This window comes from Ensifer sesbaniae, assembly GCF_013283665.1.
In the GTDB taxonomy this organism is placed as follows: domain Bacteria; phylum Pseudomonadota; class Alphaproteobacteria; order Rhizobiales; family Rhizobiaceae; genus Ensifer; species Ensifer sesbaniae.
On sequence record NZ_JABEKU010000001.1, the window covers coordinates 2,138,570 to 2,159,977 of the forward strand.

The 21,408-nt window shown below is 61.9% G+C and carries 22 protein-coding genes; 8 read left to right on the forward strand and 14 right to left on the reverse strand.

Features of this window, described 5'->3' with window-relative positions:
- The first annotated feature begins 238 nt into the window (after positions 1-238).
- Positions 239-661, forward strand: a complete 423-nt coding sequence (locus tag BHMPCIPO_RS10370) for a VOC family protein (RefSeq protein ID WP_173516653.1) — start codon at positions 239-241, stop codon at positions 659-661.
- A gap of 373 nt (positions 662-1,034) precedes the next feature.
- Complete coding sequence (locus BHMPCIPO_RS10375; RefSeq protein ID WP_173516654.1) at positions 1,035-2,534, forward strand: multicopper oxidase family protein; 1,500 nt, start codon at positions 1,035-1,037, stop codon at positions 2,532-2,534.
- A 437-nt stretch (positions 2,535-2,971) separates the two neighbouring features.
- Here BHMPCIPO_RS10375 and BHMPCIPO_RS10380 read toward each other — a convergent pair whose 3' ends face one another.
- From BHMPCIPO_RS10380 to BHMPCIPO_RS10405, 6 genes are all read right to left on the reverse strand, one after another.
- Entirely contained in the window at positions 2,972-3,841 is an 870-nt protein-coding gene (locus BHMPCIPO_RS10380) for a cytochrome c1 (protein WP_173516655.1), read from the reverse strand.
- Between the two features lie 32 nt (positions 3,842-3,873).
- Positions 3,874-5,154, reverse strand: a complete 1,281-nt coding sequence (locus tag BHMPCIPO_RS10385) for a cytochrome b (protein ID WP_173516656.1) — start codon at positions 5,152-5,154, stop codon at positions 3,874-3,876.
- 14 nt (positions 5,155-5,168) lie between these two features.
- Positions 5,169-5,747 carry a ubiquinol-cytochrome c reductase iron-sulfur subunit gene (gene petA / locus BHMPCIPO_RS10390; RefSeq protein WP_173516657.1) on the reverse strand — a complete coding sequence of 193 codons (579 nt, stop codon included), beginning with the start codon at positions 5,745-5,747 and terminating at the stop codon, positions 5,169-5,171.
- A gap of 369 nt (positions 5,748-6,116) precedes the next feature.
- Positions 6,117-7,982 carry an ABC transporter ATP-binding protein gene (locus BHMPCIPO_RS10395; RefSeq protein ID WP_173516658.1) on the reverse strand — a complete coding sequence of 622 codons (1,866 nt, stop codon included), beginning with the start codon at positions 7,980-7,982 and terminating at the stop codon, positions 6,117-6,119.
- A gap of 121 nt (positions 7,983-8,103) precedes the next feature.
- Positions 8,104-9,957, reverse strand: a complete 1,854-nt coding sequence (locus BHMPCIPO_RS10400) for an ABC transporter ATP-binding protein (RefSeq protein WP_173516659.1) — start codon at positions 9,955-9,957, stop codon at positions 8,104-8,106.
- Complete coding sequence (locus tag BHMPCIPO_RS10405) at positions 9,941-10,378, reverse strand: hypothetical protein (RefSeq protein WP_173516660.1); 438 nt, start codon at positions 10,376-10,378, stop codon at positions 9,941-9,943. The genes BHMPCIPO_RS10400 and BHMPCIPO_RS10405 overlap by 17 nt, the downstream gene beginning before the upstream one ends.
- Here BHMPCIPO_RS10405 and BHMPCIPO_RS10410 point away from each other — a divergent pair.
- Both BHMPCIPO_RS10410 and BHMPCIPO_RS10415 read left to right on the forward strand, forming a co-directional pair.
- On the forward strand, positions 10,366-10,938 hold the full coding sequence (locus tag BHMPCIPO_RS10410; protein ID WP_173516661.1) for a GNAT family N-acetyltransferase: 573 nt from the start codon (positions 10,366-10,368) through the stop codon (positions 10,936-10,938). The genes BHMPCIPO_RS10405 and BHMPCIPO_RS10410 overlap by 13 nt on opposite strands.
- 6 nt (positions 10,939-10,944) lie before the next feature.
- Positions 10,945-11,406 carry a tRNA (cytidine(34)-2'-O)-methyltransferase gene (locus BHMPCIPO_RS10415; RefSeq protein ID WP_173516662.1) on the forward strand — a complete coding sequence of 154 codons (462 nt, stop codon included), beginning with the start codon at positions 10,945-10,947 and terminating at the stop codon, positions 11,404-11,406.
- 85 nt (positions 11,407-11,491) lie between these two features.
- Here the strand turns inward: BHMPCIPO_RS10415 and BHMPCIPO_RS10420 are convergent, their stop codons facing one another.
- Positions 11,492-12,067 carry an NADPH-dependent FMN reductase gene (locus BHMPCIPO_RS10420; RefSeq protein WP_173516663.1) on the reverse strand — a complete coding sequence of 192 codons (576 nt, stop codon included), beginning with the start codon at positions 12,065-12,067 and terminating at the stop codon, positions 11,492-11,494.
- Positions 12,068-12,143: 76 nt separating this feature from the next.
- Here BHMPCIPO_RS10420 and soxR point away from each other — a divergent pair, with 76 nt between their 5' ends.
- Positions 12,144-12,614, forward strand: a complete 471-nt coding sequence (soxR, locus tag BHMPCIPO_RS10425; protein ID WP_173516664.1) for a redox-sensitive transcriptional activator SoxR — start codon at positions 12,144-12,146, stop codon at positions 12,612-12,614.
- Positions 12,615-12,632: 18 nt separating this feature from the next.
- Here soxR and BHMPCIPO_RS10430 read toward each other — a convergent pair whose 3' ends face one another.
- Positions 12,633-12,893, reverse strand: a complete 261-nt coding sequence (locus BHMPCIPO_RS10430; protein WP_173516665.1) for a hypothetical protein — start codon at positions 12,891-12,893, stop codon at positions 12,633-12,635.
- A 308-nt stretch (positions 12,894-13,201) separates the two neighbouring features.
- Between BHMPCIPO_RS10430 and hemF the strand changes: the two genes are divergently transcribed.
- Complete coding sequence (gene hemF, locus BHMPCIPO_RS10435; protein WP_173516666.1) at positions 13,202-14,113, forward strand: oxygen-dependent coproporphyrinogen oxidase; 912 nt, start codon at positions 13,202-13,204, stop codon at positions 14,111-14,113.
- Positions 14,114-14,161: 48 nt separating this feature from the next.
- Here hemF and BHMPCIPO_RS10440 read toward each other — a convergent pair whose 3' ends face one another.
- Positions 14,162-14,338, reverse strand: coding sequence for a hypothetical protein (locus BHMPCIPO_RS10440; RefSeq protein ID WP_173516667.1), 177 nt, complete (start codon positions 14,336-14,338; stop codon positions 14,162-14,164).
- Between the two features lie 154 nt (positions 14,339-14,492).
- Between BHMPCIPO_RS10440 and BHMPCIPO_RS10445 the strand changes: the two genes are divergently transcribed.
- Positions 14,493-14,765, forward strand: coding sequence for a BON domain-containing protein (locus BHMPCIPO_RS10445; protein ID WP_173518139.1), 273 nt, complete (start codon positions 14,493-14,495; stop codon positions 14,763-14,765).
- Positions 14,766-14,771: 6 nt separating this feature from the next.
- Here the strand turns inward: BHMPCIPO_RS10445 and BHMPCIPO_RS10450 are convergent, their stop codons facing one another.
- The 4 genes from BHMPCIPO_RS10450 to BHMPCIPO_RS10465 form a co-directional block, all read right to left on the reverse strand.
- Positions 14,772-15,389: an ABC-type transport auxiliary lipoprotein family protein gene (locus tag BHMPCIPO_RS10450; RefSeq protein ID WP_173516668.1), complete on the reverse strand. Its 618-nt coding sequence runs from the start codon at positions 15,387-15,389 to the stop codon at positions 14,772-14,774.
- An 87-nt stretch (positions 15,390-15,476) separates the two neighbouring features.
- Positions 15,477-16,847, reverse strand: coding sequence for an MlaD family protein (locus tag BHMPCIPO_RS10455; RefSeq protein ID WP_173516669.1), 1,371 nt, complete (start codon positions 16,845-16,847; stop codon positions 15,477-15,479).
- A 179-nt stretch (positions 16,848-17,026) separates the two neighbouring features.
- A complete protein-coding gene (locus BHMPCIPO_RS10460) occupies positions 17,027-17,836 on the reverse strand; it encodes an ABC transporter ATP-binding protein (protein WP_173518140.1) in 810 nt (269 codons plus the stop codon).
- A gap of 22 nt (positions 17,837-17,858) precedes the next feature.
- On the reverse strand, positions 17,859-19,007 hold the full coding sequence (locus BHMPCIPO_RS10465; RefSeq protein WP_173516670.1) for an ABC transporter permease: 1,149 nt from the start codon (positions 19,005-19,007) through the stop codon (positions 17,859-17,861).
- 237 nt (positions 19,008-19,244) lie between these two features.
- Here BHMPCIPO_RS10465 and dgcA point away from each other — a divergent pair, with 237 nt between their 5' ends.
- A complete protein-coding gene (gene dgcA / locus BHMPCIPO_RS10470; protein WP_173516671.1) occupies positions 19,245-20,228 on the forward strand; it encodes an N-acetyl-D-Glu racemase DgcA in 984 nt (327 codons plus the stop codon).
- Here the strand turns inward: dgcA and BHMPCIPO_RS10475 are convergent.
- On the reverse strand, positions 20,180-21,400 hold the full coding sequence (locus BHMPCIPO_RS10475) for an MFS transporter (protein WP_173516672.1): 1,221 nt from the start codon (positions 21,398-21,400) through the stop codon (positions 20,180-20,182). The genes dgcA and BHMPCIPO_RS10475 overlap by 49 nt on opposite strands.
- Between the last annotated feature and the right edge of the window lie 8 nt (positions 21,401-21,408).

Genomic DNA, 21,408 nt, shown 5'->3' on the forward strand with positions numbered 1-21,408 from the left:
CGTTTTTGACGGGGCCGTTTTCGCATGCCCACGACCGGCAATACTGATCGGAACGGCCAAGCCCTTCAATTGCACTCGAACTCGATCCCGCCGGCGCTACCACCGGCGAAAAGCCAACCATCCTCCGCTATAATGTCCCGGAAGGGGTTGGTGTGGCCTATGTGGCAACGCCTTCGCCTACAGCGCCGCGCGTCTTGTCAGACGCGCAAAGGTCGCTGCAGCAAATCGGGAGGCGGAAATGAAACCACGGCTGAAAGTCCTCACGCTCGCGGTAAACGACCTTGAAAGGTCACTGGCCTTCTATCGCGACGGCATGGGGCTGCCGACGCAGGGAATTATCGGCCAGGAATTCGAGGACGGCGCAGTGGTCTTTTTCCACATGGGCGACGACTTGATACTGGCGCTCTTTCCCGCGCCTTCGCTTGCCAAAGACGCAAAGATATCCCCGACGCAGGCGCGGCTTGGCGCCGTCTCAATCGGACATATCGTCAATTCGAGGCAGGAGGTCGATGCGGTCATGAAACAGGCCGAAGATGCTGGCGCGATCATTACCGATCGCCCACACGAACGTTTCTGGGGCGGCTATTCTGGCTACTTCCACGACCCCGACGGCCACCTTTGGGAGATCGCCTGGAATCCGCACTGGACTGTCGCGGATTGAATGCGCGAACGGCGCTAGTCTTATCTGCTGCCAACAGATCCTATGCTCCCCAAACGCAAAAGGCCCGGACGGACCAGAGCCTTTGTTTTGGAGCTCGATCAAGTCAATAGGACGACGTTGCCCTTACCGCCCATCTCTCCGGATATGAACCAGAGCGTGCGGATTTCTCCACCGTGCGCGCCATCAGTCCCAATGCAAAACGCAAGCCTCTCAGCGGCAACATCATCCCCTTGTCATCCCAAGCACGCTCTCCGTCCTGATCCGTTCCAACACGGTTGCTACCAGAAATTTAATCGCTAATTATGAGTGCAAGCGTGGCCCAACTCGGGCTTAACGCAGCTTCCTCAATTCTCAAATCAAAGAGGAGCTTTGCATGACCTATCAGTCCGAAGGTTGTTTCGTTCCTAGACATGCCTTACTTGCGGCCGGACTCATATGTCTCGCCGAGCTACTACCAGGCGCTGCCAGCGCTCAGCAGGCGGCCGAGGAGCTTGTAAGGCCCGAGGAAGTGCACAGTCGCAATGGCGAACTCACCCTTGCCCTCACCGCCGCGCCTGCCAAGATCAACGTAGCGGGCGTTTCGTTCAGCTCCAACGTGTTCAACGGCAAGTACCTCTCGCCGGTGCTACGGGTTAGACGGGGGGATCTCGTCAAGATTCATCTCGTCAACGAAATCGCCAAGGCGGACAACGAGATCAGCAAGCCCGAACCCACGAATCTTCATTATCACGGCATGGCCATCCCCCCGACGGAGCCGGCCGACGACATCTTCGTCGAAGTTCACCCCAAAGGTCATGAACATGTGGGGCATCACAGCAACGTCTACGAATATGCCTGGCGCGTGCCGGAAGATCATGCGCTGGGTCTGCACTGGTATCATCCGCATGTCCACGGGCGTGTGGAGGATCAGGTGCTTAGCGGCCTCTCCGGCCTGCTCGTCGTTGAGAGCATGACCGAGACACATTATCCGCAATTTGCCGACCTGCAGCGCCAGACGCTGATCCTCCGTGACATCGATCTGCCCGGCGCAAAGGATGGTGACCCGAAAACGAAGACAATCAACGGCCAGAAGCACCCAGCCATTCGAATGAGGCCCGGCGAATTCCAGATCTGGGAAATTGGCAATCTCGGCGCGGACTCCTATTTCGACCTTGAGCTCGACGGCCACTCGTTCTGGGTTCTCGGTCGTGACGGAAATCCGACAGAACTGCCGGTCAAGGAACAGACCCTGTACCTTTCGCCGGGGGCACGGGCGGAGGTTCTTGTACAGAGTGCCAAGGCCGGCCATTATCCACTGCGCTCGCTGAAAGTGGATACTGGTCCGCAGGGAGATCCCAACCCCCAGGTGGAGTTAGGAACGGTCATCGTCGAAGGTGGGCCGGTCAATGGTGGGTCGACTAGCGCAGATCTTTCGAAGCCGGCGGTCGCCCTCGACAGTGGCGACATAACCGCCAGGGAAGTCAGGAAGCTTCCCATCACCAACCGAAGGACGATCACCTTTTCAGAAACGGCCGACGGAAAGACCTTCTTCCTTAATAACAAGATGTTCGACCAGGGCCGCATCGATACCACTGTGACAATAGGCGACGTCGAGGAGTGGACGTTGAGGAACGTAACGGGCGAACGGCACGTCTTCCACATCCATCAAACCGATTTCCTCGTGACGGAACAGGAAGGCGCCGCCCTCGACTACAAGGGCCTTCGGGACGTCATTGATATTCCGCAGCAACGAAACGGAAAGCCCGGAGAGGTGAAAATCATCGTCCCCTTCCTGCGTCCGAACATCGCCGGAAAGTTTGTCTATCACTGCCACATCCTGGAGCATGAGGATAATGGCATGATGGCAAACATCGTTGTCCTGCCGGCGAAGTGAATGCGACGGAAGCTGCCAATAGCCGATGGCGTGACGCCTTGATGGGAATGTTTGTGGAAGGAGCATAGGTTAGGTGCATTGGAAGACCGCTGCCGGACCGAGTCTACTTTTCTTCTGCGCTCCAGCTTTCTTCTGAATTTCAAAGCCAAACAGAAGTGCGAAAACACTGTTTACCAACTGGAAAGGCGTCATAATTGGCGATGGCGAACTTTGGTTCACCAAGACGGGAACAGACGCAAACCCTATGTCCGTACAGATTGCAGCCGTGGCCAATTAAATGCGATCACCCCTGAGTTGGCTCGGGATCAGCGGCAACGCTGTTGCCCGCGGTGCACCCGGTCAAGAGAACGCCGGGCCCAACCCAACGAAAAAGGGCCCCGGACGAACCGGGGCCCCTTGCTGGATCTCGATCAGAGCCGGCTTAATCCGGCATCTGGTCAATGTTCCTTGTTGGCGTAGACCGATTTCTTCGTGAGGTAGACGAGGCCGGTGAAGATCAGCAGGAACACCATGACCATGAAGCCGGTGCGCTTGCGCTCTTCGAGGTGCGGCTCGGCCGCCCACATCAGGAACGAGGCAACGTCCTTGGCGTACTGATCGACCGTCTGCGGCGTGCCATCGTCGTAGGTGACCTGGTCGTTGGAGATCGGCTGGGCCATCGCCAGAGCGGCAGCGTTCGCGAAATACGGGTTGTAGTGGGTGCCTTCCGCGACTTCGACGCCCTGCGGCGGATCCTGGTAGCCGGTCAGCAGCGCGTGGATGTAGTCCGGGCCGCCTTCCTGGTAGGGCCAGAACATGTCGAATATGAACTGCGGGAAGCCGCGCTCGATACCGCGTGCCTTGGCGATCAGCGAGAAGTCCGGCGGCGCTGCACCGTTGTTCGATGCCGCAGCCGCTTCCTTGTTCGGATAGGGCGACGGGAAGTGGTCGGACGGCAGGGCCTTGCGGGTGAACATCTCACCGTCGGCATTCGGGCCGTCCTGAACTTCGTAGTTCGCCGCAAACGCCTTCACCTGCGCTTCCGAGTAGCCGAGGTCTTCGAGCGTACGGAAGGCCACCAGGTTCATCGAGTGGCAAGCCGAACAGACTTCGGTGTAGACCTTCAGGCCGCGCTGAAGCTGGCCCTTGTCATAGTGACCGAAGGGGCCGGCAAAGCTCCATTCCTGCTGTTCCGGCTTGTGGATCGGATAGTGAGGCGTACCGCCGCCATGCTCCTCGCCGCCCTTCGCCTCTTCGGCGACAGCTGCACCGAGACCGAGACCAGCGACGACAGCGAGTGACAGAATGCCTGTAACAAGCTTTTTCATTGTTGTGGGTTCCTTATCAATCGCTGTTCTGATCAGGCGCGTGCGGCGGCCGGCTGCGTCTTGGCATTCTTCTTTTCCAAGACCGCTTCGGTGATGGAGTTCGGAATGCGCTTCGGCGTTTCGATCAGGCCGAGAACCGGCATGATGACGAGGAAGAAGCCGAAGTAGTACAGCGTGCCGATCTGCGACATCACGACGTAGAGGCCTTCTGCCGGGCGCGAGCCGAGCCAGCCGAGCATGATGGCGTTGGCGACGAAGATCCAGAAGAACAGCTTGTACCACGGACGGTAGACGGCCGAGCGGACCTTGGACGTGTCGAGCCAGGGCAGGAAGAACAGGACGAGGATCGAGCCGAACATCACCAGAACGCCGCCGAGCTTGGAGTCGATCGGGCCGATGTTGAAGGTGATGGCGCGCAGCATCGCGTAGAATGGCAGGTAGTACCATTCCGGAACGATGTGGGCAGGCGTCTTCAGGGCGTCAGCCGGGATATAGTTGTCCGGGTGGCCGAGGAAGTTCGGCTGGTAGAAGACGAACCAGGCATAGACGATCAGGAAGACGGAAACGCCGAGCGCATCCTTCAGCGTCGCATAGGGCGTGAAGGGAACGGTGTCGGTCTTGGACTTGACTTCGACGCCGGTCGGGTTGGTCTGGCCGGTGACGTGCAGCGCCCAGATGTGCAGGACGACGACGCCGGCGATCATGAAGGGCAGCAGATAGTGCAGCGAGAAGAAACGGTTCAGCGTCGGGTTGTCGACCGCGAAGCCGCCGAGCAGGAACTGCTGGATCCACTCACCCACCAGCGGAAACGCGGTGAAGAAGCCGGTGATGACGGTCGCACCCCAGAAGGACATCTGGCCCCAGGGCAGAACGTAGCCCATGAAGCCGGTCGCCATCATCAGCAGATAGATGACCACGCCGAGGATCCAGAGGATTTCGCGCGGCGCCTTGTAGGAGCCGTAATAGAGACCGCGGGCAATGTGCAGGTAGACGGCGATGAAGAAGAAGGATGCGCCGTTGGCATGCAGGTAGCGCAGCAGCCAGCCGTGGTTGACGTCGCGCATGATCTTTTCGACGGAGTTGAAGGCAACGCCCGTGTCGGCGCCGTAGTGCATCGCCAGCACGATACCGGTCAGGATCTGCACGACCAGCATGACCGAAAGCATGGCACCGAAGGTGTAGGCGTAATTCAGGTTCCGGGGAACCGGATAGCTGATGAAGCTATCGTGAACGAGACGCGGCAACGGCAGACGGGAATCAACCCATTTCTCAATGCCAGTCGTCGGCGTGTAGGTTGAATGTTCAGCACTCATTATCAGCAGTCCCCTCAACCGATCTTGATAACTGTGTCGGAAACGAACGCGAAGGTCGGCACGTGAAGGTTCTCCGGCGCCGGACCCTTGCGGATGCGGCCGGCCGTATCGTAGTGCGAACCGTGGCAGGGACAGAACCAGCCACCGAAGTCACCGGCCTGGCCAAGCGGCACGCAGCCGAGATGGGTGCAGGAACCGATCATGACGATCCAGTTTTCCTTGCCCTCGCCGGCAGAGCGATCGACGTCGCTTGCCTGTGCTTCGGCCGGAAGGTTGGCATTGCGCGCAACCGGGTCCTTCAGCTCGTCGAGCTTGACGGCCTTTGCCTCTTCGACTTCCTTCTCCGTACGGTTGCGGATGAAGATCGGCTTGCCGCGCCATTTCGCCGTCAGCGACATGCCGGGCTGCAGGCTCGAAACGTCAACCTCGATCGAGGCGAGCGCGAGCGTCGATGCATCCGGACGCATCTGGTCGATGAACGGCCAAGCGACAGCACCGGCGCCGACGACGCCTGCCATACCGGTAGCCAGATAAAGGAAATCGCGGCGAGTGGGCTCGCCCAAGGCCTCGCTTGAAGTGTCGTGTTCGCTCACGGCTAAACCATCCTCTCACGCAATATTGCGGAAACCGCATCCGCCCCCGGCGAAATTCCTGCCCCTGGCGACTTGATCCAGGTCAAGGAACCACGCCCTATTCATAGTGCTGTCGCCCCCGTCGATTTGCGGCTGCAAACACGACTTCGGCACCAGAATCCGGAAAAATTCTGCGCGCGCACGGCACACAGATTCCCCGTCAATCCGGCGCGTTCTATGCTTGATCGCAAATTATGTCCAGCCTTGACAAGGGGATGTGGGCAGATTGTCGCGGGGAAAAGCGCGGCCAATCGGCACAAGGACTTGACGGTCGCCAGTTGGGGTGAATTCAGGCTGGACGGGTGGGCGTCGAAGCGCTCTTGGGGCGCCCTACTCCGCCGCTTCGTCGCGGGCGAGGAATCCGCCCGATTGGCGCGACCAGAGCCCGGCGTAAAGCCCGCCGCGGGCGACGAGCTCCGCGTGGGTTCCCTCCTCGACGATCCGCCCCTTGTCCATGACGACGAGCCGGTCGAGCGCCGCAATCGTCGAAAGCCGGTGCGCGATCGCGAGCACGGTCTTGCCCTGCATCAACCGGTCGAGGTTGGACTGGATCGCCGCCTCGACTTCTGAATCGAGCGCCGACGTCGCCTCGTCGAGCACGAGGATCGGCGCGTCCTTCAGCATCACCCGGGCAATGGCGATGCGCTGGCGCTGACCGCCGGAAAGCTTGACGCCACGCTCGCCGACATGGGCATCGAACCCCTTGCGGCCGCGCTGGTCCTGCAGGCCGAGAATGAAGTCGTGGGCCTCGGCCTTGCGCGCGGCGGCAATCAGTTGCTCCTCGCTCGCATCCGGCCGTCCGAACAGGATGTTGTCGCGGATCGAGCGGTGCAGCAGCGAGGTGTCCTGGCTGACCATGCCGACCTGGGCACGCAGGGACTCCTGCTTGACCGCTGCGATATCCTGCCCATCGATCAGGATCCGCCCGCCCTCGAGGTCGTAGAAGCGCAGCAGCAGATTGACCAGGGTCGACTTTCCGGCGCCGGAGCGCCCGACGATACCCACCTTCTCACCCGGACGGACGGTCAGCGAAAAATCGTCGATGACGCGCTCACCCTTGCCGTAGTGGAAGCGCACGTGTTCGAAGCGGATCTCCGGCCGGCTGACGGCAAGCTCCGCGGCACCGGGCCGGTCGACGAGACCGATCGGCTGCGACACGAGTTCGGCCGAGTTCTGGATCGTGCCGATGTTGCGCATGATCGCATTGAACTGGGTCATCATGCGGCCGAGCAGCATGTTGAGCCGGAGCACCAGCGCCAGCGTGAAGGCGACGGCGCCGGAACTGATCGCGCCGCCGAGCCAAAGGTGGATCGAATAGACGGCGATGGCCGTGATCATCAGGCCGGAAAGCAGCGCCAGCGACGCGCGCACCGCCGTCAGCAGCCGCGTGAACGGAATGACCGCTCCCTGGAACCGGTCGAAGCCGGAGCGGATATAGCGATCGTTCTCCTCGTCGCGACCGAAGAGCTTCAGCGTCTGGATGTTGGAATAGGCATCGACCATGCGGCCATTCAGCATCGATGCCATTTCGGCCGTGTCACGGGCATGTTTGCGGATGCGCGGAACGAAGTAGCGTGCAAGCGACAGGAAGACGACGATCCAGAAGGCGACCATCGCCGCAAGACGCCAGTCGAGCTGCGCCACCAGCGCCATGGTGGAGGCGGTGTAGATGACGATGAACCAGACGACTTGCAGGAGCGAGACGATGAGATCGCTCGTCGCCTGGGCGCCGGCCCAGACCTTGGTGACGATGCGGCCGGAGAAATCGTTCTGGAAGAAGGTGAGCGACTGGCGCGCAACATGCACATAGGACTGCCAGCGCACCAGGTTGAGAAAGCCGGTGATGATCGACTGCTCTTCGACGAGCGCGGCCAGCGACACCGCGACAAAGCGGAACACCATGACCGTCAGCAGCATGAACAGGAGTTCCGGCCCGTTGGCGGCGATCAGGCCGCTCCAGCCGGCCTCGGGCTTCACCGTGTCGAGAACGTCGACGAGCCGCCCGACGAAATAGAACAGGCCGGCTTCGAGCATGGCGACGAGACCGCCGAGCACCGCCATGGCAAGGAACGGCCCCTTCGCCTGGCGGGCATAGAACCAGGCGAAACCCCAGAGCGATTTGGGCGGCTGCAGGCGCTCGCGCGGCGCGAAGGGCTTGATCCAGTTCTCGAAAAGGCTGACGATGGCGCTGAGCATTGTTCCGATATAGGCGGTTCGGCGGCAACAGCAATCGGTTTTGACGCAATTGCTGATTACAAATACGTAACGGCCAGGACCGCAGCCCGCCGCTCTTTCGAACGATGGGCCGATGGGTATCCTACTCTGCCGCCTCTTCCTTCTCGATGTCGTCGGCGATGAAGCCGCCGGATTGGCGCGACCAGAGATCGGCATAGAGGCCGCCCTTGGTGACGAGTTCGCCGTGTGAACCCGTCTCGACGATCCGGCCCGCTTCGAGAATCACCAGGCGATCCATCTCCGTCAGCGTCGACAGGCGGTGGGCGATCGCGATCACCGTCTTGCCGGCCATGAGCGCGAAGAGGTTTTCCTGGATCGCCGCTTCGACTTCCGAATCGAGCGCCGAGGTCGCCTCGTCGAGGATCAGGATCGGCGCGTCCTTGAGGAATACGCGTGCGATCGCGATGCGCTGGCGCTGACCGCCGGAGAGCTTGACGCCGCGTTCGCCGACCTGCGCGTCCAGTCCCTTGCGGCCCTGGTTGTCCTCGAGGCCCTGGATGAACTCCCAGGCGTTCGCCTTCTTCGCCGCCGCGATGATCGCCACGTCGTCCGCTTCCGGATGGCCATAGGCGATGTTGTCGCGAATGGAACGGTGCAGCAGCGAGGTATCCTGCGTCACAACACCGATCTGGGCGCGCAGGCTGTCCTGGGTGACGCTGGAAATATCCTTGTCGTCGATCCGGATCGCGCCCTCTTCGAGATCGTAAAAGCGCAGGAGCAGGTTCATCAGCGTCGTCTTGCCGGCACCCGAGCGACCGACCAGACCGATCTTCTCGCCCGGCCTGATGTCGAGCGACAGGTGATCGATGACGCCCTTGGCCTTACCATAGTGGAAGCGGATGTTGTCGAAGGCGATCGCCCCCTTGTCCGCCTTGAGCGCCTTGGCATCCGGTTCGTCGACGATGTCGTGCGCCTTGGTCATCATGCCGATGCCGTCATAGACCGTGCCGATATTCTCGAACAGCGCCGAGACTTCCCACATGATCCACTGTGACATGCCGTTGATGCGCATGGCGAGGCCGACGGCGATCGCAATCGCGCCGACGGAGATGGCACTCGTCAGCCACAGATGGATGCCAAGCGCGCTGATGGCGAAGAGCGCAATGCTGTTGTTGGCGTAAACCAGCACGTGGAACAGCGTCACCTTGCGCATCTGGCGATGCACGGTTTCGAGGAAGCTGTCCATGCCATCCCGCGCATAGCCCTCCTCGCGGCCCGCATGCGAGAAGAGCTTGACCGTGCCGATGTTGGTATAGCTGTCGACGATCCGGCCGGTCATCATCGAGCGCGCATCGGCCTGCTCCTTCGAGATCTTCTGCAGGCGCGGCACGAAATAGCCGACGATGCAGATATAGATCGCGAGCCAGATGGCGAGCGGGATCACCAGTCGCCAGTCGGCGGTCGCCACCACCGCGAGCATGGTGACGAAGTAGCTGACGACATAGACGAAGACGTCGAGGATCTTCATCACCGTTTCGCGCACCGCAAGCGAGGTCTGCATCACCTTCGTCGCCACGCGTCCGGCAAACTCGTTGGCAAAGAAGGTCATGCTCTGGCGCAAGAGATAGCGGTGCATCTGCCAGCGCGCGATCATCGGATAATTGCCGAGCAGCACCTGGTGCATGATCAGCGAGTCGAGCGCGACGAGACCCGGCAGGCCGATGAGCACCAGCGCACCCATCCAGAAAAGCCTGCCGCCCTCGGCCTGAAGGAAAGTCTCGCGGTTGGCGCTCGACAGCCAGTCGACCATGTTGCCGAGGAACTGGAACAGCGCCACTTCGCCGATGGCAATCAGCATCGTGCAGACGGACATGATGAGAAGCCACGGCACGGCCGGCTTGGAATAATGCCAGCAGAAGCCGAAAAGGCTTTTCGGCGGGAGCGTCGGCTCCTCCGTCGGATAGGGATTGAGGCGGGATTCAAACCAGCCAAACATTGCATTGCTCCTTCAGAGTATTTTGAAGGAAAGCGGGTTTCCCCGCGTTCTTAGGATGAAAAAGCCAGTCCGGAAATGCAGCCCGAAAGAGGGCTTCGTCTTCCGGAGTCCCGGAAGCGCGTCGATCTCGCAAAAGATAGGTCGCGGAACCGGTCAGGCCAAACGGTGGCCCACTACTCCTGGAAGGCGTGTCAACATCAATACATTCATGTTTGCCTCCGTCGGTTCGCGTTGAAGAGGTCTGATCTCTACCCCTATTCGCGCCGGCATGCCAGATTGTCGCAGGCTGTTTCTTGCACAATATTTCATCGTTCGCGTATCTGTTGCCGTTTCGGCACAGATTAGCGCCGGCAAAATCAGCGACCGCAAAAGCAAGCAGTGGCGGACCTTTCGCAGCGGAGAACAGGGATGAACGCTTCATCGGATACGCCTCCTGACCTTCAAGGTGTCGGCTTTGTGCTTCGGCGCCCTCGTGACGGTGATGTGGATGCGCGCCTGAGGCTCGGCCGCGATCCGGAAATCTACCGGATGTTCGGTGCGGGCAGGTCGTTCCCCGGCCTCTTCGGTCACGGCGAAGCAGCCGCCTGGATCGCACGGATCGCGGCACACCCGGCCGCCTGGATCATCGACCAGGACGGCCTTGTCGGTGAAGTCAGGCTCGACAACATCAATCACGCTGATCGACGCGCGAGCTTCGCCATCGGCATTTTCGATCCGGGGCGCCTTGGCAAGGGTCTTGGCACTGCGGTCACCAAGCGGGTATTGGCCTATGCCTTCGATGAACTTGCCCTTCATCGGGTCTCGCTGAGGGTTCTCGCCTTCAACGAGCGGGCGATCGCCGCCTATCTCAAGTCCGGATTCTCGATCGAGGGTCGCGAACGCGAGTCGGCGCTGATCGACGGTGAATGGCACGACGACATCATGATGGGCATCCTGGCTGCGGAGTTTGATGCGCGGCACGATGCCCCCGAGAACGAGTGACTTGACGTGAGCAATCTGCGCATCGCCCTCTACCAGCCCGACATTCCCGGCAATACCGGCACGATCCTGCGTCTCGCCGCCTGCCTTGGGCTTTCCGTCGACGTGATCGAGCCGGCCGGTTTCGACCTTTCCGATCGAAACCTGAAGCGCGCCGGAATGGACTATATCGCTTCGGTCGCACTCACCCGCCATGTCAACTGGGAGCGGTTCGAGGCGTGGCGAGCGGAAAGCGGCCGAAGGCTCGTGCTTGCCTCGACCAAGGCCGCCCTGCCCTATACGCGCTTCGCGTTCCGTCCCGACGACATCCTGCTCTTTGGCCGGGAAAGCGCCGGCGTGCCGGACCACGTGCACGAGTGTGCCGACGGCCGCGTGCTCATTCCGATGGCCGAGGGCCAGCGCTCGCTGAACATCGCGATCTCCGCGGCGATGATTGCCGGCGAAGCGATCCGGCAGGTCTCTCCAGCCTGACGGCGTAAGCATCGCTGCCTCCCTGGCTATCGGCGTCCGGCGGGCGCCGCTGAAGCGGTACCTCCCACCGTGGATGATCGGCGCATTACGCCGCCACTTCGTTGTACGGTGCGCGCTTGCGCGCCTGTTTCAGAACACGCGCCCACCAGGTCAGCCGGTCCATCATCAGGAACAGCGGCGCGCGCAGTTCCTCGGGCTTGTAGAGGTTGCCGGCGGCGTCGAACTTCGACCAGGCCTTGGCGAGCGCGATCCCATCGCGCAGCGTCACCGTATGCAACTCGCCGAAAACCTGGCGCAACTGCTCGACGGCGCGAATGCCACCCGAGGCCCCGCCATAGGAGACGAAGGAGACCGGCTTGGCGTGCCAGGGCTCGTAGACCGAATCGATCAGCTCCTTCAGCGCAGCCGGGTAACCGTGATTGTATTCGGGCGTGACGATGATGAAGGCGTCAGCCTCGGCGATCTTGCGTTCGAGCCACTCGCCCGGATTGACCGCGGCACCCAGGCCGCGCGAGGTTCTCAACCGCGCCGGGTCGATGATCGTCAAGCTAAAGGTCTCGGAATCCGAAAGCTCGCGGATCAGCCAGTTGGCGACCGTATCGCAGAAGCGACCCTGGCGCGCACTGCCATAGATCACGGCGAGGGTCATTTTCTCAGTCATGGGGTCTGGCTCCTGTTGCCTGGATCATGGAGCCAATGCTATAAAACCTCAACAATAGTTTAGGTCAATAGCCATCATGACAATTGTGAAGAGCAGCGAATTGCGCCGCGAACTGACGGTCGGCGAAGTGGCGGAACGCAGCGGCGTCGCCGTCTCCACCTTGCATTTCTACGAGGCCAAGGGCCTGATCCGCAGCAACCGCACCCGCGGCAATCAGCGCCGTTATCCGCGCAGCGTGCTCCGGCGCGTCGCGGTGATCAAGGTGGCGCAGCGCACCGGCATCCCCCTGTCGGAGATCCAGGACGCCTTGTCGGTTCTACCGGACGATCGTCCGCTGACGGTGGAAGATTGGGGCAGATTGTCCGAAAATTGGCGCGAACAGCTGAACGAACGCATTGCCAGCCTGATGGCCCTGCGCGATCACCTGACGGGCTGCATCGGCTGCGGCTGCCTGTCGCTGCGTGAATGCCCGCTGCGCAACCCGCACGACGTGCTGTCGATGGAAGGCGCCGGACCACGCCTGATGGATGAAGACGGCCACGGTTGAGAGCGGGGCCGAACCCGGCTAATCCGCAGACGGCAGGCGGCGCATGGTAAACTCGATCTCGTCGCCCTCGAGCTGCCGCCAGCTTTCGACCTCGGTCCAATAGGCGGCCTTCGGCCAGGTATCGAACCATTCCCGTGCCTTCGCTCGGGCAGCGCTGCGATTGAGCCGAAAGGTCTCCCGCACGAAAAGGCTATCGCCTCGTGTCGGATTGTCCCGGCGATGCCGGGCGATCTGCCGTCGCAAACCATCGAGCGGCGGGCCTGCAGGTATTCTTGCCATGGGCTATACCTCTAAGCGCTAAGATAGTGACGGCGCTTGAGCTTTGCCAGAGCTTTGTTCGGCGGCGGCCTTCGTCGTACAGCCAAACTGTCGCTGCATGTATTCCATAGATTGGCACCGACACGTGCACCAATCTTGACCGTGATGGCGGCCCTCGCACGTCCTGGCAGACTCACGGCGCCGTGGTGCGACAGACCGCCCGAGGCGCTGGACCGGCGTTGCCATCGGCGCGAAAGTATGAACTGTGGCGACTTCAATCGAATCGGCGGAATTTCATCGGGAAACCCGCCAACAGGACGCAATTTTCCATGGAACGACCGCAACTCCCCCCAGGCCTCCCTGCAGATATCGAAGAGAAGAAGGCGGAGGCGCGTGCGTGGTTCGAAGGGCTGCGCGACACCATCTGCGCTGCCTTCGAGGCGATCGAGGATGGACTGACCGGTCCTCTCTCCGATCGTGCGCCCGGGCGTTTCGTTGCCAAGGACTGGAGCCGCGACGAAGGCAAGGGCGGCGGCGGCCGCATGTCGATGATGGAGGGCCGCGTCTTCGAAAAGGTCGGGGTCCACACCTCGACCGTCTATGGCGAGTTCTCGCCCGAGTTCCGCAGCCAGATCCCGGGTGCTGCGGAGGATCCTCGCTTCTGGGCCTCGGGCATTTCGCTGATCGCCCATCCCGTGAACCCCAACGTGCCCGCCGTGCATATGAACACGCGCATGGTGGTGACGACGAGCAACTGGTTTGGCGGCGGCGCGGACCTGACGCCGGTGCTCGACCGCCGCCGCGTCATGACCGACGCGGACACGCAACTCTTCCATCGCGCCATGGAAATCACGTGCAGCCGTCATCAGGTCGCCGACCACGCCAAGTTCAAGAAGTGGTGCGACGACTACTTCTTCCTGCCGCACCGCAACGAGCCGCGCGGCACCGGCGGCATCTTCTACGACTGGCTGCATTCGTCGGAGGAACAGGGCGGCTGGGATGCGGACTTTGCCTTCACCCGCGACGTCGGCAAGGCCTTTGCCCTCGTCTACCCCAAGATCGTCCGCACCAACTTCAACATGCCCTGGACCGAAGAAGACCGGGACGAGCAGCTCGTGCGGCGCGGTCGCTATGTCGAGTTCAACCTGCTCTACGACCGCGGCACCATCTTCGGCCTGAAAACCGGCGGCAACGTCGAGTCGATCCTGTCGTCTCTGCCGCCTGTAGTGCGCTGGCCGTAAAGGCAAGATTTGAGAGCGGTTCGCCACGCGCGATCGGCTCTCGCCGCGCTAACTGCAGATCCGCATCTTCTTCAGGATGACCCTGCCATAGGCGCCGTAGGTCTTCACGGTTTTGACGACGCAGCTCTGCTTGGCGCCATAGCTGTAGTTTTCGGCCTGGGCCGGCATGCGCAAGGCAAGTGTCATCGCTATCGCCAGAGCCGTGGCGAAAAAAGAGCCGCGCATCGAATGCGTCCCCTGCCTGCCGTTCGTGACCGCGACAGATCCCGTCGCTTGCAGAGACACATGGCACGGCTGAAAATTTCCCGCTGTTTCGGATGAAACAGGCGAACAAAGCGTGACATCCGACGTTTCCCCTGCGTTGAGCAAGGTGGATGCGATGATCTTCAAGAAGCGAACATTCTTCGGCGACGAGCCGGAACGGCAGGCTGCGGACAACCCGGCGGAGCTGGAGCGCCGCGTTGCCCATTTTCTGGCGGTGGCACCCGGTCTCGATGCCGCCGACATCACGGTGACCGCCAAGGGCAACACGATCATACTCGCTGGATTCGTGGCAACCGCGGCCGAAATTGCCCGCGCCGAAGAGGCGGCAAGGCGCATGCAAGGCGTTGCGGAAGTGATCAACCGGATCGAGACGGCCGGCGTGGAATAGAAGGCGTCAGATAGTACCCAGCGTCCAGCTGACGATCTCGGCGGAAACGCCGGCAAAGGCCTGGTCGATCGCCTTGATGAAGGCCGGATTGCCTGCGCCCTTGACGCCGGCCGTGGCGCGAAACGCCTTTTGCGCCCGCACCGTGCCGTTGCGGTCGTTGAGGATTTTCGCGAAGATTTCCACGACGGCCGTATCGGCACCCTCCGTCGAAACCTCGAAGGCGCGGATTTCGGTGATGATCTGATAGTCGATCGCCAGCCCCTGGCCCGGCTTGCCGACGCCGCCGATCTTGCCGGTGTCTTCGAAGGCTTGCACGAGCTTCGCCTGCACCAGCTTCGGCAGCCGGTCGCTCCATTGTGCCTTGGAGAGATATTGCAGCTCGGAAGCGGACAGACGGACGACGATCTGGTCGCCGTCGAGCGCCTTCAGCGCCGTCGGCTCCGGCACGAGGATCTGCTTGCCGGTTGACGCGCGTCCTTCGACAACGGGCGAAGCCGAAAGGCTGAAAGTGTCGTTGACGGCGGCACGCGTGCCGCATCCGGCAAGTCCGGCTGCCAGCATGAAAATCAGGGCGGAGCGCCGCGCTCCCGCTACTCGCATACCAACCAGCCCCGGAAAATTCATACTGCCAATACCTTTGTCCCACACACCTTGGCGCGCCCTTGATCGAAAGCACGCCGCCTGGCCCCACACCGCTCCTGCCGCCCCGACTCAGCGCCGCGTGCGGCCATCATATTGTTTTACTGTTTCGCCGCCAAAAAGAAGACGCTGCGGGTCCTTGTCGAAGGTAGAGATCGTGTTTTCCAGGCTCTGGACCGTGCGCCGCGTATCGGTGACGAGCGCCTCGACATCGCGCAAGCCCGAGCCCGAGAAGCGCCGAAGGTTTTCGGCGATCGGCCCGATCTGCGCGTTGAGATTGTTGGCAACCTTGCGGAAGGATTCGAGCGTCGCGCGCGCTTCGGCCGAAAGCGAAGGCGCATCCGCATCGCCGAGGAAACCATCGACCTTGACGAGAATGCTGTCGACGCGATTGGAGGCGTTGTTGAGCTTGCTCGCGAGCTCTGTGACGTTGGTGATCGTGCGGTCGATGTCGGCCTGCCGCGCGGTAATCTTCGACGCGAACTGCGAGATGTCGGCGACGGTCCTGCGAGCATCGGCCGTCGCTGCGGTGATGTCGTTGACGACGAGTTCGATCTTGTTCTTGTCCACCGAGGCCACCAGCGTATCGACCCGCTCCAGCGTCTTCTGGGCGTTCTTGCCGAACTGATCGTAGGTTTCGACCGTGCGCCGGAAGGCGGCAATCGTTTCGGATACGCCGCCTGAGGCCGCCTTCAGATCGTTGCTGATCTGCTCGACGTTGGAGACGATGTGATCGATCTTCGCCGGATCGACGGACTTCACCAGGGACTCGGCGGACGCCAAGGTCGAATCGAGTTTCTTCGAAGCGGCACTCACCGAGCCGGAAAGTTCCGTCACGCTCTGCAGGAAGTCATCGATCGCGCCGGAATTGTTGGCGAGCGCCGTCGAAAACGTCTCCGCATTGCGGATCGTTTTCGTCAGCGGGCCGCGCACGTCGGTCACGAAGCCCTGGATGTCGGTGATCGCATTGTTGGCCCGGTCCATGATCTGGTCGGCGGTCGCCAGCAGGCTGGTGACGCTCGACTGATCCGCAAGGATGCGCGCCTGCGTGCCCTTTTCGATCGCCGTCTTCAGGATGTTCTCGTCGCCCTTGCGGCCGCCGCTGAGTTCGATATAGGCGGCGCCCGTCAGCCCCTGCACTTCCAGCGTCGCCTTGGTCGATCTCATCACCGGCGCATCGACCGAAACTTCGGTAACGGCAATCGAATAGCGCGGATCATTGGCGTCGATCGCAAGATTGCGCACCGTACCAACGGCAATGCCGTTGAAGCGCACCGGCGAGCCGACGGAGAGGCCGTTCGCGGAACCCGGAATGTTGACCACCAGTTCGACCATCTCGCCGCTGCGCCCGTACTGCGACATCCAGTAGACGAAGCCGAAGGCGGCCGCGATCACGAACACCGTGAAGAAACCGACAATGGCGTAGTTCGCTTTCGTTTCCATTCGTACCGACTACCTTCGTGGCCGCTTCACCGGCTCTTCCTCCGATCTCGACGCCTTGGCGCCAAAACCGCATTCATTTCGAGCGCCGTGCGTTCAATGACGCACGAAGGACGCTCCAGCACTTCGTTTCAGGCGCATGTTCCGCATCAAGCCATTCGCTCGAGTGCGGCATGCTCCGGTCATTGATCGTGGCGCACGATCGATCGAGCCCGCTTGCCGCGGAAATAGGACTGCACCCAGGGATCATCGCAGGCCAGCATGTCTTCGACGGTCCCCTCGACCAGAACCCGCTTCTTGCCGAGAACCGCAATGCGGTCACAGACGGAAAAGAGGCTGTCGAGGTCGTGAGTCACCATATACACGGTCAATCCCAGCGTGTCGCGCAGCTTGGCGATCAACTCGTCGAACTCCGCAGCCCCGATCGGGTCGAGGCCCGAGGTCGGCTCGTCAAGGAAAACCAGGTCGGGATCGAGCGCCAGTGCCCGGGCAAGGGCGGCGCGTTTGATCATGCCGCCCGAAAGCTCGGAGGGGTATTTTTCTGCCGCTTCCGGCGCCAGGCCCACGAGCTCGATCTTCACCCGCGCCAGTTCGTCCATCAGCCTTTGCGGCAGGTCGAGATATTCCCGCATCGGCACCTGGATGTTCTCGCGCACCGTCAGCGCCGAAAAGAGCGCGCCATGCTGGAAGAGAACGCCGAGGCGCATGTCGAGCGCTATGCGCTCGGCTTCGGTGATCTTGTCGTAATCCGCGCCCAGGATCTCGATCTTGCCTGCTCGTTTCGCCAGCAGCCTCAGCACGGTGCGCATCAGCACCGACTTGCCCGTGCCGGAAGCACCGACGAAACCGAGGATCTCGCCGCGGTAGATTTCGAGGTTCAGCTTGTCGAGCACGATGTTCGAACCGAATCCCACCGTCAGGTCACGGACGGAAAGCACGGACTCGCGACCGTTCGCCTCCGTTGCCTGATCTTCCTCATGTCGCTTCTCGATTGCGCTCACGCTGTTCCTCGCCTCAGAAATCGATTGCCGCGTAGAACATGGCGAAGAGCCCGTCGATCAGAATCACGACGAAGATCGATTTGACCACCGAAGAGGTCACGTGACGTCCGAGCGATTCGGCACTGCCGCCGACCTTCAGCCCCTCGACCGCAGCCACCACGCCGATGATCAGCGCCATGAACGGTGCCTTGATCATGCCGGCGGCGACAGATGAAAAGTCGATCGCCTCCTGCAGGCGCGCAAGGAAGGTCGGGATCGTGATCCCCGAGTAGCCCCAGGCGACGAGCGCGGCGCCGATCAAGGCGGCGAAATTCGCGATGATCGTCAGCAGCGGCAGCGCCACGGTCAGCGCGACGAGGCGCGGAAAGACGAGAACGCCGATCGGGCTCAGTCCCATCACCTTCAGCGCGTCCACTTCCTCGCGCATCTTCATCGAGCCGATTTCCGCGGTGATGGCGCTGCCGGAGCGACCGGCGATCATGATCGCCGTCAGGAGTACACCGATCTCGCGCAATTGCAGGATACCGACGAGATCGACAACGAAGACTTCCGCGCCGAAGTAGCGGAGCTGGAACGCCCCCTGCTGCGCAATGATCGCACCGATCAGAAACGACATCAGCGTGATGATCGGCACCGCCATCACGCCCATCCGGTCGATCTGATGAACGATCGCCGCCGGCGAGACGCCGCTGTGTCGCCCAAGCTTGAGCTGGGCGCCACGCACCGCGGAACCGAGGATGTACATCGCCGCGACGACGTCGTCCCAGGTCGCAACCATCACCTCACCGACCGGAGCGAAAATGCGTTGGAACAACGGCAGCCGCTCGCTGCCTTTCTCGGGCGCGCGCAATTCCGCCGGCAAGGCATCGATCAGCTCGACATAGCGTTGTCCGCCGTCGGCGAAATGGATGTCATCCCGGGACGGACCAGCGATACGGGTCATGAACCGCCGGATGATCCACGCACCGGCCGTGTCCATTGCCGTCACGCCGGAGAGATCGAACTGCGCGGCCCCATCGCCTTTGCTTGCAAGACCGTCGAGCTTCGCTGCCATCGCCTCGGCGGTTTCATGCCGCCAGGCGCCGGTGAAGACATAGCTTCGCCCGCCGGCACTTTCGGCCAGCGCAACGTCGGCGGTAAGCTTGCGGGCGGATGGCGACACGTGGCTTCGGGTTTCCTGATTTGCGACTGCATAATTCCTTAAACCGGAATCGATTTGAGGACAAAATTATGCAGCAGACCTAAAGTGTTACAGCGACCTTTCGTGTCCGACAGGCGCGCGGCGCTGTAAAGATTCGTAAATCCTTACACCGTCATAACGGCTCGCACCGTAGCTGTCACCCGCACGTTCGGTTGGCGGCGATGTCGGACCCTCAGATTGCGCGCCGGAGACGCTTTCATGTCACTTTCCCTCGATGCCGTGGTGGAACATTTCCCGATTGCAGGCACCTTCACGATCTCGCGCGGCTCCAAGACGACGGCAAGCGTCGTTACCTGCCGAATCAGCGACGGCGCCCACACCGGTTCCGGCGAGTGCGTGCCCTACGGCCGCTACGGCGAAACGATCGATTCGGTTCTCGCCGAGATTGCCGACATTCGCCCGCGCATCGAGGCCGGTCTGACGCGCGCCGAACTCCAGCGCGAAATGAAGCCGGGCGCGGCTCGCAACGCCGTCGATTGTGCGCTCTGGGATCTGGAATCGAAACAGAAAAATACGCCCGTACATATGCTTGCGGCACTTTCTTCACCTCAGGCACTGACGACCGCCTACACGCTGTCGCTCGCCGAGCCGGATGCCATGCGCGAACAGGCGGCGAAATACGCCCATCGTGCGCTCCTCAAGATCAAGGTCGGTACATCGGATGATGCCGGGCGCATCCGCGCTGTCCGGGCCGGCGCGCCCGAGAGCCGCATCATCCTCGATGCCAATGAAGGCTGGACACCCGACACGCTCGCCTACCACTTCGCGATCTGCGCCGAGGAACGCATCGACCTGATCGAGCAGCCGCTGCCGGCCGGGCGCGACGAGGCGCTGGCAACGATCGCCCGCCCCGTCCCCATTTGCGCGGATGAAAGCGTGCACGCGACCGAGGACCTCGCCGCGCTCGTCGGCCGCTATGACGCGGTCAACATCAAGCTCGACAAGACCGGCGGCCTCACCGAGGCGCTGCGCATGCGCGATCAGGCCGCAGCCCTCGGCCTCAAGGTCATGGTCGGCTGCATGGTCGGCAGTTCGCTGGCGATGGCGCCGGCGATCCTCGTCGCTCAGGGCGCTGACTTCGTCGACCTCGACGGGCCGCTGCTGCTCGCCGAAGATCGCACACCCGGCCTGCGCTACGAGGCTTCGCTCGTCTTCCCCCCGGAGCCACGTCTCTGGGGCTGAAGATACCAGGCGGCAACCGCGAAGCAGCAACCGGCAAAAGCGACGACCGACATCGAATAGAAACCGCTTACCCCGTACCAGGCGTAGAAATAGCCGGACAGGAACGTGAAAATCGCGGTGAAGATGCCGGTGTAGAAGAAATAGAGCCCCTGGGCGGACGCTTCCTGGGATTCCACCACTCGCTCGACGAGCTTGTGCTGCATGCCGGTGTGCATGATCGCGTAGGTGAAGGCGTGGAAGCACTGAAGGACGAAATAGCCGCCGAAGCCGAGATTCATCGGGAAGATGATCCAGCGCACCACCGCAAGCGAACAGCCAGACAGGATCATCACCCACACGCTGAAGCGGCGGCTGATCGCCTTGGCGAAGATGAACATCGTGACTTCGGCCGCCACGCCCGCGCTCCAGAGCAGGCCGATCTCGGTGCCGCTGTAGCCGATCTGCTGCCAATAGATCGCCGAGAAGGCGAACAGCATCGCGTGGCTGGCGTTTACCAGCGTCACCCCGATCAGGAGCAGTTGCAGGTCGAGCTGCTTGAGCGACTTCGGCGGCGGCTCGGTGAGCGCGGTGATCGGCGACGGCCGGCGCGGCTTGCCGACGCGCGGCGCCGCATAGGCCATGGCGATCGTCAGGCCGAAGCCGATCGCCATGGCCGGCAGCACCATGTCGCTGCCGAAAATGCCAACCATCCAGCCGCCGAGCATCGTCGCACCGATGAAGGCGACCGAGCCCCAGAGCCGCATATGGGCGTAGTCGAAGCCCCAGCGCCGGACGCCGGAGAGCGCAATCGCCTCGACGATCGGCACATAGGGCGAATAGACCGCCGATTGCAGCGTGTAGATGACCAGCACCGGCCAGAAGTCGCGGAAATAGAACAGCACCAGTGCAGTCGCGAGCGACAGGAAGCCGGACCAGATCAGCACGATCGTCCGCTCGCCGAGGCGGTCGGCGATGACGCCCGCGATCGGTGCCGTGATGACGCGCACGAACATCGGCAACGCCAGAACGACGCCGATCTCGAAGTCGGTCATCGACAGCGTGCTCAGCCACATCGGAAAATACGGCATGGCGAAGCCGTTGACGATCAGCGGCGCGCAGAAGAGCAAGGCGATGCGAAGCGCGAAATGGCGCGGCGGAGGGCCCACGGATGCGGGCGCTGGGGTGGGAATCATCGGCTGAC